General features: G+C 68.8%; 13 protein-coding genes. 5 read left to right on the top strand and 8 right to left on the bottom strand.

The window, feature by feature from the left end; all coding sequences use genetic code 11:
• Window positions 1–181 precede the first annotated feature (181 nt).
• Window positions 182–964 carry an NlpC/P60 family protein gene (locus TSH64_RS22310; RefSeq protein ID WP_109452938.1) on the top strand — a complete coding sequence of 261 codons (783 nt, stop codon included), beginning with the start codon at window positions 182–184 and terminating at the stop codon, window positions 962–964.
• On the opposite strand, the gene cobA is transcribed toward TSH64_RS22310, so the two are convergent.
• The 4 genes from cobA to nirB are packed head-to-tail and all read right to left on the bottom strand — an operon-like array spanning window position 866 to window position 7,443.
• Window positions 866–1,855, bottom strand: coding sequence for a uroporphyrinogen-III C-methyltransferase (gene cobA, locus TSH64_RS22305; RefSeq protein ID WP_247873090.1), 990 nt, complete (start codon window positions 1,853–1,855; stop codon window positions 866–868). The genes TSH64_RS22310 and cobA overlap by 99 nt on opposite strands.
• Window positions 1,830–4,523 carry a nitrate reductase gene (locus tag TSH64_RS22300; protein ID WP_109448332.1) on the bottom strand — a complete coding sequence of 898 codons (2,694 nt, stop codon included), beginning with the start codon at window positions 4,521–4,523 and terminating at the stop codon, window positions 1,830–1,832. The genes cobA and TSH64_RS22300 overlap by 26 nt, the downstream gene beginning before the upstream one ends.
• Window positions 4,516–4,908, bottom strand: coding sequence for a nitrite reductase small subunit NirD (gene nirD / locus TSH64_RS22295; protein WP_348770341.1), 393 nt, complete (start codon window positions 4,906–4,908; stop codon window positions 4,516–4,518). Before nirD ends, TSH64_RS22300 begins: the two co-directional genes overlap by 8 nt.
• Before the next feature lie 21 nt (window positions 4,909–4,929).
• Entirely contained in the window at window positions 4,930–7,443 is a 2,514-nt protein-coding gene (nirB, locus tag TSH64_RS22290; RefSeq protein WP_109448328.1) for a nitrite reductase large subunit NirB, read from the bottom strand.
• A gap of 806 nt (window positions 7,444–8,249) precedes the next feature.
• Between nirB and TSH64_RS22285 the strand changes: the two genes are divergently transcribed.
• The 4 genes from TSH64_RS22285 to TSH64_RS22270 all read left to right on the top strand — a co-directional run bounded on the left by TSH64_RS22285 (window position 8,250) and on the right by TSH64_RS22270 (window position 13,506).
• Window positions 8,250–9,653 (top strand): CmpA/NrtA family ABC transporter substrate-binding protein, encoded by a 1,404-nt coding sequence (locus TSH64_RS22285; RefSeq protein WP_109448326.1) that lies wholly within the window; start codon window positions 8,250–8,252, stop codon window positions 9,651–9,653.
• Between the two features lie 159 nt (window positions 9,654–9,812).
• Entirely contained in the window at window positions 9,813–10,892 is a 1,080-nt protein-coding gene (locus tag TSH64_RS22280; RefSeq protein WP_109448324.1) for an ABC transporter permease, read from the top strand.
• An 11-nt stretch (window positions 10,893–10,903) separates the two neighbouring features.
• Window positions 10,904–12,568 (top strand): nitrate ABC transporter ATP-binding protein, encoded by a 1,665-nt coding sequence (locus TSH64_RS22275; RefSeq protein ID WP_109448322.1) that lies wholly within the window; start codon window positions 10,904–10,906, stop codon window positions 12,566–12,568.
• A gap of 101 nt (window positions 12,569–12,669) precedes the next feature.
• Window positions 12,670–13,506: an aldo/keto reductase gene (locus TSH64_RS22270; RefSeq protein ID WP_109448320.1), complete on the top strand. Its 837-nt coding sequence runs from the start codon at window positions 12,670–12,672 to the stop codon at window positions 13,504–13,506.
• A 39-nt stretch (window positions 13,507–13,545) separates the two neighbouring features.
• On the opposite strand, the gene TSH64_RS22265 is transcribed toward TSH64_RS22270, so the two are convergent.
• The 4 genes from TSH64_RS22265 to fliP are packed head-to-tail and all read right to left on the bottom strand — an operon-like array spanning window position 13,546 to window position 16,417.
• On the bottom strand, window positions 13,546–14,262 hold the full coding sequence (locus TSH64_RS22265; protein ID WP_109448318.1) for a hypothetical protein: 717 nt from the start codon (window positions 14,260–14,262) through the stop codon (window positions 13,546–13,548).
• A 45-nt stretch (window positions 14,263–14,307) separates the two neighbouring features.
• Window positions 14,308–15,336 carry a flagellar motor switch protein FliG gene (locus tag TSH64_RS22260; RefSeq protein ID WP_109448316.1) on the bottom strand — a complete coding sequence of 343 codons (1,029 nt, stop codon included), beginning with the start codon at window positions 15,334–15,336 and terminating at the stop codon, window positions 14,308–14,310.
• Between the two features lie 9 nt (window positions 15,337–15,345).
• Window positions 15,346–15,630 carry a hypothetical protein gene (locus TSH64_RS22255; RefSeq protein WP_247873089.1) on the bottom strand — a complete coding sequence of 95 codons (285 nt, stop codon included), beginning with the start codon at window positions 15,628–15,630 and terminating at the stop codon, window positions 15,346–15,348.
• Window positions 15,631–15,634: 4 nt separating this feature from the next.
• Window positions 15,635–16,417 carry a flagellar type III secretion system pore protein FliP gene (gene fliP / locus TSH64_RS22250; RefSeq protein ID WP_199237638.1) on the bottom strand — a complete coding sequence of 261 codons (783 nt, stop codon included), beginning with the start codon at window positions 16,415–16,417 and terminating at the stop codon, window positions 15,635–15,637.
• Window positions 16,418–16,485: the final 68 nt, after the last annotated feature.

Raw genomic sequence — 16,485 nt, 5'->3', positions numbered from 1 at the left:
CGCACACGAAAGATGTCGGCGGATGCCGCCGGGCAGAACCGGGCAATGCGCCGGTGGCGCTTGAGTTTTCCGGCGAAATGACGGAAGCCCCGTTGAAATGACGGACATGCTTTATCCCTCGCACCACCGCGGCGGCGGCGCTAAGGTCGCAGCCGGTTTCCCCAAATTCCGGCCCGCCCCCATGACCCTTCGCCAACTGACCGCCCCGCACGCCGTCCTGCTGGAAGAGCCGCAGGACGGCATCGCCCAGACCAGCGAGATGATCCGCGGTGAGCGCTTCCGCATTCTGGAGGAGCGTGACGGCTGGCTGCGGGCGGAGAACGCCTTCGACGGCCATGTCGGCTGGCTGCCGCCGGGCACCGCGCATCGGGAGCCGGTCGCCCCCACCCACCGCGTGCGGGCCCTGCGCGCCGACCTGCACCCCGGCCCGACGCACCGGGCGCCGCCGGTGGCGACGCTCAGCTTCGGGTCGACGGTGACGCTGGACGGCCGGGCCGAAAACGGCTGGGTCGGCACCGACGACGGGCTGTGGCTGTTCGCCGGCTGGCTGGAGCCGGTGGGCGCCGCTCCCGCACCCGATCACATCGCCACCGCCCTGCGCTTTCTGGAAACGCCCTATGTCTGGGGCGGCCGCAGCAGCTTCGGCATCGACTGTTCCGGGCTGGTGCTGACCGCCATGGCTGCCGCCGGCATCGTCTCCCACCACAGCAGCGGCATGCAGCGCAAAGACGAGCGGCTGGGGGCGTGGGTGTCCGAGGACGGCCGCGGCGTCGAGTATCGGCGCGGCGACATCGTCTTCTTCCCCGGCCATGTCGGGCTGATGGTGGACGGGACGAACCTGCTGCACGCCACCGTCTTCACCATGTCAGTCGTGATCGAACCCCTGAGCGAGGTCGCCGAGCGCGCGGAGGTCAATGGTGTCCGCCGTCCCAACCGTCTCACCGGCAATTTGGCGCGGGCGTAGCGCCTCCCCCACCAGCAGCAGGGTCGGCCCCCTGCCGGCTGCCACGCCCTGCTCCGCCATCCGGCCGAGCGTCGTCCAGTACCGCCGCTCGTCGGGCCGGCAGCCATTCTCCACCGCCAGCACCGGCGTCGTGGCCGGCAGCCCGGCACCGGTCAGCCCCTGCCCGACCGCGCGAGCCTGCTCGCGTCCCATGTAGATCGCCAGCGTGCCCTGCGGATCGGCCAGCCGCGCCCAATCGGGCTCGAACCGCTCGCCGTCACGGCCATGGGCGGTGACGAAGGTGACGGCGCGCGACACCCCGCGCTTGGTCAGCGACAGCCCGGTCGAGGCGGCGCAGCCAAGTGCCGCGGTGATCCCAGGCACCACCCGCACCGGAATGCCGAGGCTGTCGAGATGCTCGATCTCCTCGCCGGCCCGGCCGAACACCATCGGGTCGCCGCCCTTCAGCCGCACCACCCGCTTGCCACGCCGGGCATGGAAGGCGATCAGCGCGTTGATCTCCCCCTGCGGCAGCGAATGCCGGCCGGAGCGCTTGCCGACGCAGATGCGCTCGGCCTTGGGATGGGCGAGGTCGAGGATCCCGTCGCCGACCAGCGCGTCGTAGAGCACGACTTCGGCCGCCGCCAGCGCCTTGACCGCCGCGACGGTCAGCAGGTCGGGGTCGCCGGGACCGGCACCGACGAGGGTGACTTGCCCGCACTCTTTTTGCCGGGCAGCACGGTATCCCCTCTCCCCCCCGGGGAGAGGGTTAGGGTGAGGGGGTCGCGTGGCGGCCCTTTCCCAAGGGAGAGGGAGAAGGGACAAGGCACCGCCGCCAGCACCCGCGAAGCGCGGTACCAAGAGGCGCGCCAGCGCCACGAGACTCTCACGCCACTTCGCGCTGGTGAGCATGACGAAGCACCTCCTTGAGTTCGGGCACGCAGGAACCACAATTCGTGCCGGCTTTCAATGCCGCGCCGATCTCCGCCACGCTGGTCAGCCGGCGGTCGCGGATGGCGCCGACCAACCGGTTGATGCCGACGCTGAAGCAGGCGCAGACGATCCGCCCCTCATCGGCCTGCGCCCCCGGCGCCCGGCCGGCGAGCAGCCCGGCCCGCGCCCCGTCGTCCAGCCCATCCTTTTCCAAAAGCCCGGCGAGCCAGCCGCGCGGCGGCAGGCGCCCATCAGCGGCGACGAACAGGCAGGCCTCCAGCCGGTCCCCGTCCATCCAGGCCATCCGCAGGCCGCCGCGCGCAGGATCGCGGAACTCCACCACCGCCCCGGCGGGGTCGAGGCCGGGCAGCCACTCCGCCACCGCCGGGATCGCCCCCATCCCCGCCATCTCCACCAGATGCCCGCCCGCCACGGCGCGGCGCGCCCAATAGCCGCCATGGCCGGGCTCCACGGCATGGCGGACCAGCAGGAAGGCGGTCCAGTCCGGCCGCCAGGGCCCCACCGTCGCCGGCATCCGCTTCAGGTCGGGTTGGCCGGAGACCGGATCCACCGCCTCGTCGTCGACCAGCCGGCCGATGACGCAGGCACCGGTGAAGCGCTCAGTCCAATGCATCGGCAGGAAGACCGTGCCTTCGCCTTGCGTATCGGTGACGCGCACCCGCGCCAGCGCCTCCCCGGCCACCGTCGCGATGCGGGCCAGCCCGCCATCCGCCAGCCCACGCGCCGCCGCATCCGCCGGGTGGATGTCCAGCCGCGGTTCCGGCGCATGGGCGGACAGCCGCGCCGACAGTCCGGTGCGGGTCATGGTGTGCCACTGGTCGCGCAGCCGCCCGGTGTTCAGCAACAGCGCCCCGTCCGGCATCTCGCGCGGCAGCGGCTTCGCCGTGACCGGCAGCATCCGGGCGCGCCCGTCCGCGGTGAAGAATCGTCCATCGCCGAACAGCCGCTTCTGCGGCTTGGCATCCACCCGCCAGGGCCAGGGGAAGGGCGTCAGCGCGTCATAGCCGCCATCGTCCAGCCCGCTCAGCGCCCCGATGTCGAACGCCCGCGTCCCGCCATTCTCGAAGTCCGACAGCGCGGCATGCTCGCGGAACACCGCGGCGGCAGTCTCGTACGGGAAGGCCTCGGCAAAGCCCATGCGGCGCGCGACCTGGGTGACGATCCACCAGTCGGCCTGCGCCTCCCCTTCCCCGTCCTTGAAGGCGCGCTGGCGCGAGATGGTGCGGTCGGAGTTGGTGACGGTGCCGTCCTTCTCGCTCCAGCCCCTTGCCGGCAGGCGGATATGGGCGAAGCGGCCGGTGTCGGTGTCGCGGATGCAGTCGGAGACCACCACCGTCTCGCAGCGTTCCAGCGCCCGCCGCACCCGGCCCGCATCGGGCATGCTGACGGCGGGGTTGGTCGCCATGATCCACACCGCCTTGACCGTGCCGGCCTCGATGGCGCGGAACAGATCGACCGCCTTCAGCCCCGGCTTGGCCGCCACGCGCGGCGCATTCCAGAAGCGGCCGACCCGGTCCACCTCCGTTTCGGTAAAGCCCATATGGGCGGCCAGCTGGTTCGCCAGCCCGCCGACCTCGCGCCCGCCCATGGCGTTCGGCTGCCCGGTGACGGAGAAGGGGCCGCAGCCGGGCCGGCCGATGCGCCCGGTCAGGAAATGGACGTTCAGGATGGTGTTGACGGTGTCGCTGCCCTGGGAGGACTGGTTGACGCCCTGCGAATAGACCGTCACCACCCGGTCTGTGGCGGCGAACTCGGCATAGAAGGCGGCGACTTCCGCCTCCTCCAGCCCGCAGCGGCGGGCCACGGTCGCCACATCCGGCGCATCGGCACGGGCGGTGGTCAGCGCCTCCTCGACCCCCTCGGCATGGGCGGCGACGAAGCCCGCATCGCGATGGCCGCGCTCATCCAGATAGGCCATCAGCCCGTTGAACAGCAGCGCGTCGGTACCGGCCCTCAGCGCCAGATGGCGGTCGGCGGCATCGACGCAGTCGGTCCGCCTTGGATCGACGACGACGATCCGGGTGCCGCGTTCGGCCCGTGCCGCCAGCAGCCGCTGGTGCAAAACCGGGTGGCACCAGGCGAGGTTGGACCCCACCAGCACCACCAGATCGGCGCACTCGAAATCCTCGTAAGCCCCCGGCACCGCGTCGGCGCCCAGCCCCCGCTTGTGCCCGACCACCGACGAGGCCATGCACAGCCGCGAGTTGGTGTCGATGTTGGCCGAGCCGATGAAGCCCTTCATCAGCTTGTTGGCGACGTAGTAATCCTCGGTCAGCAGCTGGCCGGAGACGTAGAAGGCCACCGAGTCCGGCCCATGCCTGGCGATGGTGTCGGAAAAGCGCCGGGCCACCTCGTCCAGCGCTTCGTCCCACGACACCCGCTTGTCGCCGATTTCCGGATAGAGCAGCCGCCCATCCGGCACCAGCGTGTCGGCCAGCGCCGATCCCTTGGAGCAGAGCCGTCCCCGGTTCGCCGGGTGGTCGGCATCGCCGCGCACGGTCACGGCGCCATCGGCCGAAACGCGCGCGATCACCCCGCACCCGACCCCGCAATAGGGACAGGTGGTCTTCACCTCCCGTTCACCGCCCTTGGCCCGGCCGGAGGACGACTCCGCCCCGTCAAACATGGCCGCAGGCCTTGCGGCAGCCGCCGCGCGACAGCTTGGCCTCGCCCAGCGCGATGGCGACGCTGCGCCCCTCGACCCGCACCGGGACATGGCCGGTGCGGCCCTCGTCGGGGGCGACGGCCTCGCCGGTCGCCAGTTCGATCACCCAGCTGTGCAGCGGGCAGGTGACGCGGCGGCCATGGACGATGCCCTGGGACAGCGGCCCCTGCTTGTGCGGGCAGGCATCCTCCAGCGCGAAGACCTCGTCGGCCGCTGTGCGGAACAGGGCGATGTCGCCGCCGGGGGTGCGGACGACGCGCGAGCCCAGCACCGGGATGTCGTCGATGCTGCCGACCTGGGTCCAGACGGTTTCCGAGATGGCGGGCTCGGAGACGGCGTTTTCCATGATGATGCTGTCCATGATCCCTTACCCCACTTCGGCGAGCAGATTGAATTCGTGACGGTCGACGCCCTTGGCGGCGCGTTCCGCCCACGGGTCGTCCTGCGAGAAGGTCTGCGAGAACAGGAAGCGCGCGTTCAACGCACGGCGCCGCTCCGGATCCTCGACCAGCGCCGCCTTGATATGGTCGAGCCCGACCCGCTCCACCCAGGGTGCCGTGCGCTCCAGATAGCGGGCCTCCTCGCGGTAGAGCTGCATGAAGGCGCCGGTGTATTCCAGAACTTCCTCCTCCGTGCCCACGCGGACCATCAGGTCGCAGGCGCGGACATGCAGGCCGCCGTTGCCGCCGACATGCAGCTCATAGCCGCTGTCGATGCACACCACGCCCAGATCCTTGATGGTGGCCTCGGCACAGTTGCGCGGGCAGCCCGACACTGCCAGCTTGACCTTGTGCGGGGTCCAGGTGCCCCAGGTCAGCCGCTCCAACTTGACGCCTAGCCCGGTCGAATCCTGCGTGCCGAAGCGGCACCATTCCGACCCGACGCAGGTCTTCACCGTGCGCAGCCCCTTGGCATAGGCATGGCCCGACACCATCCCGGCGGCATTCAGATCCGCCCAGACCGCCGGCAGATCCTCCTTCTTCACGCCGAACAGGTCGATGCGCTGGCCGCCGGTCACCTTCACGGTCGGGATGGCGAACTTGTCGACCACGTCGGCGATGGCGCGCAGTTCCGCCGCATTGGTCAGGCCGCCCCACATGCGCGGCACGACCGAATAGGTGCCGTCCTTCTGGATGTTGGCGTGGGCGCGCTCGTTGATGTAGCGCGACTGGTAGTCGTCCTTGTACTCGCCCGGCCACGCACAGAGCAGGTAATAGTTCAGCGCCGGCCGGCACGAAGCGCAGCCGTCGGGCGTCGTCCATTCCATCGCCTGGAAGACCTCGGGCATGGTCTTCAGCCCGCGGTCGACGATGGCCGCCCGCACCTGATCATGGGTGTGGTGGGTGCATTTGCACATCGGCTTGACCTTGGGCGCGGCGGTGAAGCCGTCGCCCAGCGTCACCGCCAGCAGCCGTTCCACCGTGCCGGCGCAGCCGCCGCAGGAGGCCGAGGCCTTGGTGTGCGCCTTCACCTCGTCCAGGCTGGTCAGGCCCTTTTCGGTGATCGCCTTGACGATGGTGCCCTTGCAGACGCCGTTGCAGCCGCAGATCTCGGCGCTGTCGGGCAGTGCCGCGATGGCGGCGTTCGGGTCGCCGGCGTCGGCGCCGCCGAAGCCCTGGCCGAAGATCATGCTGTCGCGCTCGGCCGACACGTCGGTGCCGTCCTTCAGCAGCGAGAAGTACCAGGCGCCGTCCTTGGTATCGCCATACAGCACCGCGCCCAGCAGCTTGCCGTCCTTCAGCACCAGACGCTTGTAGACACCGCGGGCGGCGTCGCGGAACACGATGTCCTCGGTCCCCACCCCTCCCGAGAAATCGCCGGCGGAGAACACGTCAACGCCGGTGACCTTCAGCTTGGTCGAGGTGACGGAGCCGGTGTAGGCCGCCCCCTCCCCGCCCGCGAGATCGTGGGCCAGCACCTTCGCCATCTCGAACAACGGGGCGACGAGGCCCCAGGTGACGCCGCGATGCTCGACGCATTCGCCGACCGCGGAAATCGACGGGTCGCTGGTGCGCATCCGGTCGTCGACGCGGATGCCGCGCCCGCAGTCCAGACCGGCTGCCTTGCCCAGCGCCATGTTGGGGCGGATGCCCACCGCCATGACGACGATGTCGGCCGGCAGTTCGCGCCCATCCCGCAGCCGGACCGCGCTGACCCACTCGTCGCCGACAATCTCCGCCGTGTCGGCGCCGGTCAGCACCTCGATGCCGCGGCGTTCCAGCTCGCGTTGCAGCAGCATGCCGGCCGACGGGTCGAGCTGGCGTTCCATCAGCGTCGGCATCAGATGAACGACGGTGACCTCCATACCCTTGACGCGCAGGCCGTTGGCGGCTTCCAGCCCCAAGAGCCCGCCGCCGATCACCACGGCGCGGCCGCCCTTCGCCGCCGCCGCCAGCATGGCGTCGACGTCGGCCAGATCGCGGAAGCCAATGACGCCGGGCAGGGTCGATCCCGGCACCGGGATGATGAAGGGCATGGAGCCGGTGGCGATCAGCAGCCGGTCATAGGGAACGACGCGGCCGGACTGCGAGACCACCATCTTGCCCACGCGGTCGATGCTCTCAACCGCCTCGCCGGTCAGCAGCGCGATGCCGTTGGCGTCGTACCACTCGCGGCTGTTCAGCACGATCTGGTCGAAGGTCTTCTCGCCCGCCAGCACCGGCGACAGCATGATGCGGTTGTAATTGGGGTGCGGCTCGGCACCGAAGACGGTGATGTCGAAGCGGCCGGGCGCCTTGGCCAGCAGTTCCTCCACCGTCTTCATGCCGGCCATGCCGTTGCCGACCACAACCAGCCGTTCCCTGACCGGGCCGGTGCTGTGCAGTTCTGATTCGTTGGATTCGACGGCGGGCCCGTTGTTCGATGAGAGATGCATGTCCATGGCGCGTCTGCCTCGTCTATCGTGTCCGGCCTGCTGCAAAGTCAGGCACGGGGCCAAAAAGAAAGGCGTCCGAACGGGCCTGCGTCCCTGCCCCGCGAGTGAACCGCGAAGACCGGTGCAAACCTGTTCGGACGCCGTTGTCCGGGCGGTTCGTCGTCGAACCAGGGCCAAATCCGCACGTCGTCGCACGGTGTTGGCCGATGTTGCGGGCACCGACGACGTTGCCGGCGCCCGCTGTTGTCTCGCCGTCTCCTAAGCAATCCACGTGCCAGTCACCGCATCGATGGGTGCGTCCGGCAAAACTCCAGGGATTCCGCGGGCTCCCGACCATCATCGCACCCGATACCTAGGTGCCTATTTTTGGATCATGCTTAGGTATTGCACAAAGCATGGACATGCCGGCCTGTGTGCGCCGCAAAAATCAGCAGGCGGCCCGATACTCTCGACAGGCAGCTCATACCTTCAGCCCGGTCATAGCCAACGAAATCAACCGCTCCGGCCGATTTTTCGGCAAAAGCCATCCTTTGGCATGAGGCTTGCGAAGAGGCATGCCAGAGACGCGCCAACGACGGTGCGTGCATCCCAAGCGTCCAATGATGGGCCAGCCCCCGGCAGTGTTGCCGACCCCGGTATCGACAGGCCTTTTCAAAAGGCTTTTCCGGTCGATCCCGCTGGACGCTTTCGACGGCCAAGGCACGCATGAGCCATCTGCCCGAAAAACAGCCAGTCCGGGATCTGCTCAGAAAATCGACACCGGTGTCGCACGCCCGACCGCTGGTCCGGATTTCAGAGATGGAGCAACCGACGTGGCCCAAATCTCCCGCACCGCCTCCCGCACCCTCCGCCACCTTCTCGCATCCGCTGCTGCCGTCGTCGCCCTGACGGCAGGCGTCTCTGCCTATGCCGCCCCGCTCGACGTCGAAAAGGAGCAGCTGAAGCTCGGCTTCATCAAGCTGACCGACATGGCACCGCTCGCCATTGCCGCCGAGAAGGGCTTCTTCGAGGATGAAGGCCTCTCCGTCACGCTGGAGCCGCAGGCGAACTGGAAGGTCCTGCTCGACCGCGTGATCTCCGGCGAGCTGGACGGCGCCCATATGCTGGCCGGCCAGCCGCTGGGTGCCACCATCGGCTTCGGCACCAAGGCCCACATCGTCACCGCCTTCTCGATGGACCTGAACGGCAACGGCATCACGCTGTCGAACGACGTCTGGCGCAAGATGAAGGCCAACGTGCCCACCGGCGCCGACGGCAAGCCGGTCCACCCGATCAAGGCCGATGCGCTGAAGCCGGTGATCGCCCAGTACAAGGCCGAGGGCAAGCCCTTCAACATGGGCATGGTCTTCCCGGTCTCGACCCACAATTACGAACTGCGCTACTGGCTGGCGTCGGGCGGGATCAACCCCGGCTTCTACAGCCCGACCGACGTGTCGGGCCAGATCGGCGCCGACGCGCTGCTGTCGGTCACCCCGCCGCCGCAGATGCCGGCGACGCTGGAGGCCGGCACCATCTACGGCTACAGCGTCGGCGAGCCGTGGAACCAGCAGGCGGTGGTCAAGGGCATCGGCGTGCCGGTGATCACCGACACCGAGATCTGGAAGAACAACCCCGAGAAGGTCTTCGGCGTCACCGACGAGTGGGCTAGCAAGAACCCCAAGACCCATCTGGCCGTCGTCAAGGCGCTGATCCGCGCCGCCCAGTGGCTGGACGAGAACAACAATGCCAACCGCGCCGAAGCGGTGAAGATCCTCGCCAAGTCCGAATATGTCGGCGCCGACGCCAAGGTCATCGCCAATTCGATGACCGGCACCTTCGAATACGAGAAGGGCGACAAGCGCGACGTTCCCGACTTCAACGTCTTCTTCCGCTACAACGCGACCTACCCCTTCTATTCGGACGCCGTCTGGTACCTGACCCAGATGCGGCGCTGGGGCCAGATCGCCGAGGCCAAGCCCGACAACTGGTACGACGAGACCGCCCGCAGCGTCTACAAGCCGGACATCTATCTCCAGGCCGCGAAGCTGCTGGTCGAGGAGGGCAAATCCAAGGAAGCCGACTTCCCGTGGAAGAGCGACGGCTACAAGCCGGTCGACACCGGCTTCATCGACGGCATCCCCTATGACGGCCACAAGCCGAACGACTACCTCGCCAAGCAGCCCATCGGCCTGAAGGGCGACCAGAAGATCGAGGGCGGTCAGGTGGTGGGGGGCTGAGTCCTCCCGCCTTTACCCGCCAATTCCCCCTCTCCCCCCCGGGGAGAGGGTCGGGGTGAGGGGGATGCACAGGCCGAACTGATTTCGGCTGCGCCGAACCCCCTCATCCTAACCTTCTCCCCAGGGGGGAGAAGGGATCTTTCCAAGGGGAAGACTTCCATGACCAGCCTGACCGACACCTCCGCCGACCTTGCCCGCGCCCAGCACAAGGCCCGCCGCGCCCATGTGCTGAACCGCATCGCCTCCGCCCTGACCACGATCGGCCTCGGCTGGCTGGCGCCGCTGCTGCGGCTCGCCGCCGGCGAGAACCCGCGCCAGCAGGGCATCGAACTGTGGCGCCAGATGGGCATCCCGCTCACCGCCATCCTGCTGTTCCTCGCCGCCTGGGGCTGGGCCGCCCCGCAGGTGCAGACCAGCCTCGGCGCCATCCCCGGCCCGGCCCAGGTGTGGGAGCAGGCGACCAACCTCTACGCCGACCACAAGGCCGAACGCGCCAAGGAGGCCGCCTTCTACGACCGGCAGGCCAAGCGCAACGCCGAGATCCTGGCGAAGGACCCGAAGGCGGAGGTCAGGACCCGCCCCTATGCCGGCAAGCCGACCTACCTCGACCAGATCGTCACCAGCCTGAAGACCGTCTTCACCGGCTTCCTGCTGGGTGCCCTGGTGGCGGTGCCGCTGGGGGTGGCGAGCGGCCTGTCGCCGACGGTCAACGCTGCGATCAACCCACTGATCCAGATCTTCAAGCCGGTGTCGCCGCTGGCTTGGCTGCCGCTGGTCACCATGGTGGTCAGCGCCACCGTGTCAGGCAGCGACCCGCTGTTCGAGAAGTCCTTCCTGACGTCCGCCATCACCGTCACGCTGTGCTCGCTGTGGCCGACCCTGATCAACACGGCGGTCGGCGTCTCCTCCATCGACCGCGACCTGATGAATGTCGGCAAGGTGCTTCAGCTCTCCGGCTTCACCATGGTCCGCCGCCTCGTGCTGCCGTCGGCCCTGCCCTTCATCTTCACCGGCCTGCGCCTGTCGCTGGGCGTGGGCTGGATGGTGCTGATCGCCGCGGAGATGCTGGCGCAGAACCCTGGCCTCGGCAAGTTCGTCTGGGACGAGTTCCAGAACGGTTCCTCCAGTTCGCTCGCCAAGATCATGGTGGCGGTCTTCACCATCGGCCTGATCGGCTTCCTGCTCGACCGCGTGATGCTGGCGCTCCAGTCCGCCGTCAGCCACAGCCCCGCCCGCTAAGGAGACCGACCATGGCGATCCTGGACCTGAAGGGTGTGTCGAAGTCCTACGGCGGCACGACCGTCCTGCGCGACATTGAGCTGTCGATTGAAGAGGGCGAGTTCGTCGCCATTGTCGGTTTCTCCGGCTCCGGCAAGTCGACGCTCATCAACCTGATCGCCGGTCTGGCGATGCCCGATGCCGGCGAAGTGCTCTACCGCGGCAAGCCGGTCACCGGCCCCGGCCCGGAGCGCGGCCTCGTCTTCCAGTCCTATTCGCTGATGCCCTGGCTCAGCGTGAAGGAGAATGTCGCCCTGGCGGTGGACGCCGTCCACAAGGCGAAGGGCGGCGCCGAACGCGGCGTGCTGACCCGCCGGGCGGTGGAGACGGTCGGTCTCGGCCACGCCACCGACCGCCGGCCGAAGGAGTTGTCGGGCGGCATGCGCCAGCGCGTCGGCTTCGCCCGCGCGCTGGCCATGAGCCCGGAGATGCTGCTGCTGGACGAGCCGCTGTCGGCGCTCGACGCCCTGACCCGCGCCAAGCTGCAGGACGAGATCGAGGCGATCTGGCGCAAGGACCGCAAGACCGTCATCCTCATCACCAACGATGTGGACGAGGCGATCCTGCTGGCCGACCGCATCATCCCGCTGACGCCCGGCCCGAACGCCACGCTCGGCCCGGCCTTCACCGTCGATCTGCCGCGCCCGCGCGACCGCACCGCCGTCAACCATGACGAGGATTTCAAGCGCCTGCGCGCCGAGGTCACCGCCTATCTGATGGAGGTCGGCGTCGCCCGCGGCACCGGCGGCGATGACGGGCTTGTCCTGCCCGACGTGAAGCCGATCACCGCCTCGCCCCCGCCCAAGGCCTATATCGAGGCGATAGGCGGGCGCGGGATGGAGGACCGCTATCTGGAATTCACCCGCCTGACCAAGACCTTCGCCACGCCGAAGGGTCCGCTGACCGTGGTGGACGGCTTCGATTTGAAGATGCGCAAGGGCGAGTTCGTCTCGCTGATCGGCCATTCCGGCTGCGGCAAGTCCACCGTGCTGTCGATGGTCGCCGGGCTGGCCGACGTGACCAGCGGCGGCATCGTGCTGGACGGCAAGGAGGTGGACGGCGCCGGTCCCGACCGCGCCGTGGTGTTCCAGGCCCCCAGCCTGTTCCCCTGGCTGACGGCCTATGAGAACGTCATGCTCGGCGTCGACCGCGTCTTCCCCCATGCGAGCAAGGGCGAGCGCGCCGACATCTCCCGCTATTACCTCGCCCGCGTGGGCTTGGGTGACAGCATGAACAAGAAAGCGTCGGAGCTGTCCAACGGCATGAAGCAGCGTGTCGGCATCGCCCGCGCCTTCGCCCTGTCGCCCAAGCTGCTGCTGCTCGACGAGCCGTTCGGCATGCTCGACAGCCTGACCCGCTGGGAGTTGCAGGAGGTGCTGATGGAGGTGTGGGCGCGCACCAAGGTCACCGCGGTCTGCGTCACCCATGACGTGGACGAGGCGCTACTGCTGGCCGACCGGGTGGTGATGATGACCAACGGCCCGAACGCCAAGATCGGCCACATCCTGTCCGTCGACATCCCCCATCCCCGCACCCGCCAAGCCCTGCTGGAGCACCCGCGCTATTACGACTATCGCGAGGAGCTGTTGAACTTCCTCGAAGGCGGCCACGCCGGGGCGCCGAAAAAGGCGGCCTGACCCCGTCCCATCCCCCGGAAAGCCCACCGAAGACCCATCGACAAGCTGGCCCCGCGGGACCAGCTTGTTGTCTTTCGGCGATTGAGACGGGAGAGAGGAAGATGAAGCGCGTGACCCTGCCGGACGGCACCGAGGTCCCGGCTCTCGGCCAGGGCACCTGGATGATGGCGGAAGGGCGCGGCGACCGCGCCGCCGAGATCGCCGCCATCCGGGCCGGCATCGACCGCGGCATGACCCTGATCGACACCGCCGAGATGTATGGCGACGGCGCGTCGGAGGAACTGGTGGGCGAGGCCATCGCCGGCCGGCGCGACGGGCTGTTCATCGTCACCAAGGTGCTGCCCAGCAACGCGTCGCGCATCGGCACGGTCAAGGCCTGCGAGCGCAGCCTGAAGCGGCTGAAGATCGACCGCATCGACCTCTATCTGCTGCACTGGCGCGGCGGCGTGCCGCTGGAGGAGACGGTGGAGGCGTTCCAATCGCTGATCCAGGCCGGCAAGATCGCCCGCTGGGGCGTCTCCAACTTCGATGTCGACGATCTGGAGGAACTGGCGGAGGCCACCGACCTGCAGGGCTGCGCCGTCAATCAGGTGCTCTACAACCCCGAACACCGCGGCATCGAATACGACCTGCTGCCCTTCCAGCACACCGCGCGGATGCCGGTGATGGCCTATTCCCCCATCGGCCAGGGCGGCCGCCTGCTGCGCTCCCCCGCCTTGCTGGCGGTGGCGAAGCGCCACGGCGTGACGCCGGCCCAGGTCGCGATTGCGTGGGCGCTGCGGCAACAGGGGGTCATCGCCATTCCCAAGGCCGGCACGACCGCACATGCCCTGGAGAATGCCGAGGCGGTGAAGCTGACCCTGACCGGCGAGGACATCGCGGAGATCGACAAGGCCTTTCCGCCGCCGAAACGCAAGCAGCCGCTGGCGATGATCTGAGCGACGATCCGGGATGGCCGAAGGAGCGGAACGCCCCGGTCACAGCGCCAGATCGGACGATAGGGGCTGGTCCAGCCCAAGCCAGGCATCGGCCAGCGGGCCGACGGTCAATGCCCCGTCGATCCGGCAGTCGGCCAGGGCGGTGCTGAAGGTTTCATGCAGGTCGGCCAGGGCGGCGGACGGCAGGCCCATCGCTAGCCGCAAGGTCACGTCCAGCCGCCTGCCGGCCAGCGTCGCCATCAGCTGCACCGGGCCCAGCCGCCGCGGCCGGGCCTGAAGCACCAGGGTGACGCGGTCGGACAGCCCGTCGTCGATGCCGACGGCACAGAGCAGCCCGTCGTCGCTGTCGAGCAGGGGCACGCGCGACAGCCTCCACAGCCGCCCGTCCACCGGCTGGAAGCGCGACGCCAGCGCCCGGTCGCACTCGTCGATCAGCAATCCGCCGTCCAGATCCGCCAGCCTTGCGGCCGCGGCCGCGCCGACCCAGCCGCGGCAGCCGCCGGCGGTCGCCGCCAGGAACAGGGCGAGTGCCGCGCCGAACGTCGAATCGCAGCGCGGCAGGCAGCCGCGCGCCAGCACCGCATCGGCCGGCGACAGCGACTCCAGCAGGTCGAGCAGACGGCGCACCAGCGCCGGTGCCTCGTCGCCGTCGGCCAAGCCGTGGGCATGGGCGGCGGGTGCCGGCGACGAGGCGAAATGCGCCGCCAGCAGGCTCGGCGGCGGCACATGCCGGGGAACGAGGTCGCGCCCCGCCATTCAATCGGCCTCCATCCGGATGGTCCCCATTCGCTGGCGCTCCGCTCAATAGACGACGGCGTCGGCGTCGTCGGATTGCGGGATGATGATGGTGCCGTCCTCCGCCATCGCCTTGGCGACGCGCACGATCTCCGCCTGGGCATCGTTGACGTCGCGCATGCGCAAGGGGCCCATGTTCTCGATCTCGTCCAGCAGGATCAGGCGGGCGCGTTCCGACAGGACCGATAGGAAATGGTCGCGCTGGGGCGTCGGCGCCCCCTTCAGCGCGATGGCGAGCTGGCCGGTGTCGCAGCGGCGGATCACCGCCTGCAAGGACACGCGGTCGAGCCGCATCAGATCCTCGAAGGTGAACATCAGCTGCTTGATGCGCTGGGTCGGCTCCGGCATCACGGTTTCCAGATCGTCGAAGATCTCGGTCAGCGTCTCGCGGTCGATGCGGTTGAAGATGTCGGCCATCCGCTCCAGCGAGTCGTTGCCGTGGGTGCGGGCGTAATTCGCCATGAATTCGTTGTGCAGGATCGATTCAATGTCCAGCAGCACCTCGCGCTGCACCGATTCGATCTGGATCATGCGCTCGATCACCTCGGTGCGCGCGGCCGGCGGCAGCAGGACCAGCACCTTGGCGGCGTGGTCGGCGCGCATCTTGGACAGGATGACCGCCGCCGTCTGGGGATATTCGCCGGCAAGATAGGCGGCGAGCACCCCCTCGTTCACGTTGGACATCTTTTCCCACATGGTGCGGCCGGCGGGGCCGCGGATCTCGCCCATGATCTCCGTCACGCGGTCGGCCGGCAGGAAGCGGTTCAGCATCCGCTCCGTGCTGTCGTAGGAGCCGACGACCGATCCGGCATTGGCGAAGCGTTCGGTGAAGATGCGCATCAGCGTCTCCACCAGATTGGAGGTGACGTTGCCGAGCGTCGCCATCGAGCGGCTGACGAGGCGGATCTCGTCCTCGTCCAGCCGTTCCATCAGCCGCGAGCCGCGTTCCTCACCCAACGCCAGGAAGATGACGGCGCTCTTCTCGATGCCGGTCAGGCTCTTGTAATTCTCACGGATCTTGATCGGCGTTCCCATGGCGGCACCTCAGAATGAGCAATCGGCGGAGGGGGCGGAAGACGGGGCGTTGTCGGACGCGTCGGCCGGCGGCAGGGCCAGCGCGCGGTCATGGCGGAAGGCCACCGCCATCACCGCCCCGGCCACCAGCAGCAGCGGATGCGGGATCAGCGGGTTGGGATCGAGGACGGCAAGCAGCCCGGCGACCGAACCGTCCTCCGGCACCGTCACCCCGCGGCGGCGGGCCAGCGCCAGCAGGCTGTCGGCCAGACTGGCCCCGGGACTGGCGGCAACGTCGGCGGGCGTGTCGTCCATCGTGTCACACCCCATAGGAGCGGATCAGACTGCCGGCGATCAGGAACCAGCCGTCGGTCAGCACGAAGAAGATGATCTTGAAGGGCAGCGCGATCATCACCGGCGGCAGCATCATCATGCCCATCGCCATCAGGATCGCCGCCACCACCATGTCGATCACCAGGAAGGGCAGGAACAGCAGGAAGCCGATCTCGAAGGCGCGGCGCAGCTCCGACAGCAGGAAGGCCGGCATCAAGAGCCGCAGATCGACGCTTTCCGCCGTCACCGGACGCTCGTCCCGAGCCGGTTCGGTGCCCTCGCCCGCCGGCTTCGGCTTTGCGGTGAAGGCGGCGAAGGCGGCCAGATCGCGGTCCCGGACATGCGAGGCCATGAAACCGCGGAACGGCTCGATCATCCGCTCCAGCCCCTGCTCCTGGGTGACCTGCTCGTTCAGCAGCGGACGCAGCCCGTCCTGCCAGGCGCTGTCGATCACCGGCCCCATGATGTGGAAGGTCAGGAACATGGCGAGGCTGACCAGCACCATGTTGGGCGGCGACTGCTGCAACCCGAGAGCGGAGCGCAGCAGCGACAGCACGACGATGATGCGGGTGAAGCAGGTGACCATGATCAGCAGGCCGGGCGCGACGCTCAGCACCGTCAGCAACACGATGCCCTGGACGATCCGCCCCGACAGGCTCCCTCCGTCCGCCAGCGAGCCCAGCGCACCGAGATTGAGGTCGAGCGGCGCCGCCGCGGCCGGGCCGGCGGCGAGGAGGAGGGCCAGGAGGATCAGCGATCGGAGGCGCATGGGAGGCTTTCGGGGATGCTCCCTCTCCCCCCCGGGGAGAGGGTCGGGGTGAGGGGGATGCAGGGGGT

Source organism: Azospirillum sp. TSH64 (assembly GCF_003116035.1).
Classification (GTDB): domain Bacteria; phylum Pseudomonadota; class Alphaproteobacteria; order Azospirillales; family Azospirillaceae; genus Azospirillum.
Note: the sequence above shows the minus strand (reverse complement) of the source record. Positions and strands in the feature narration are given on the sequence as shown.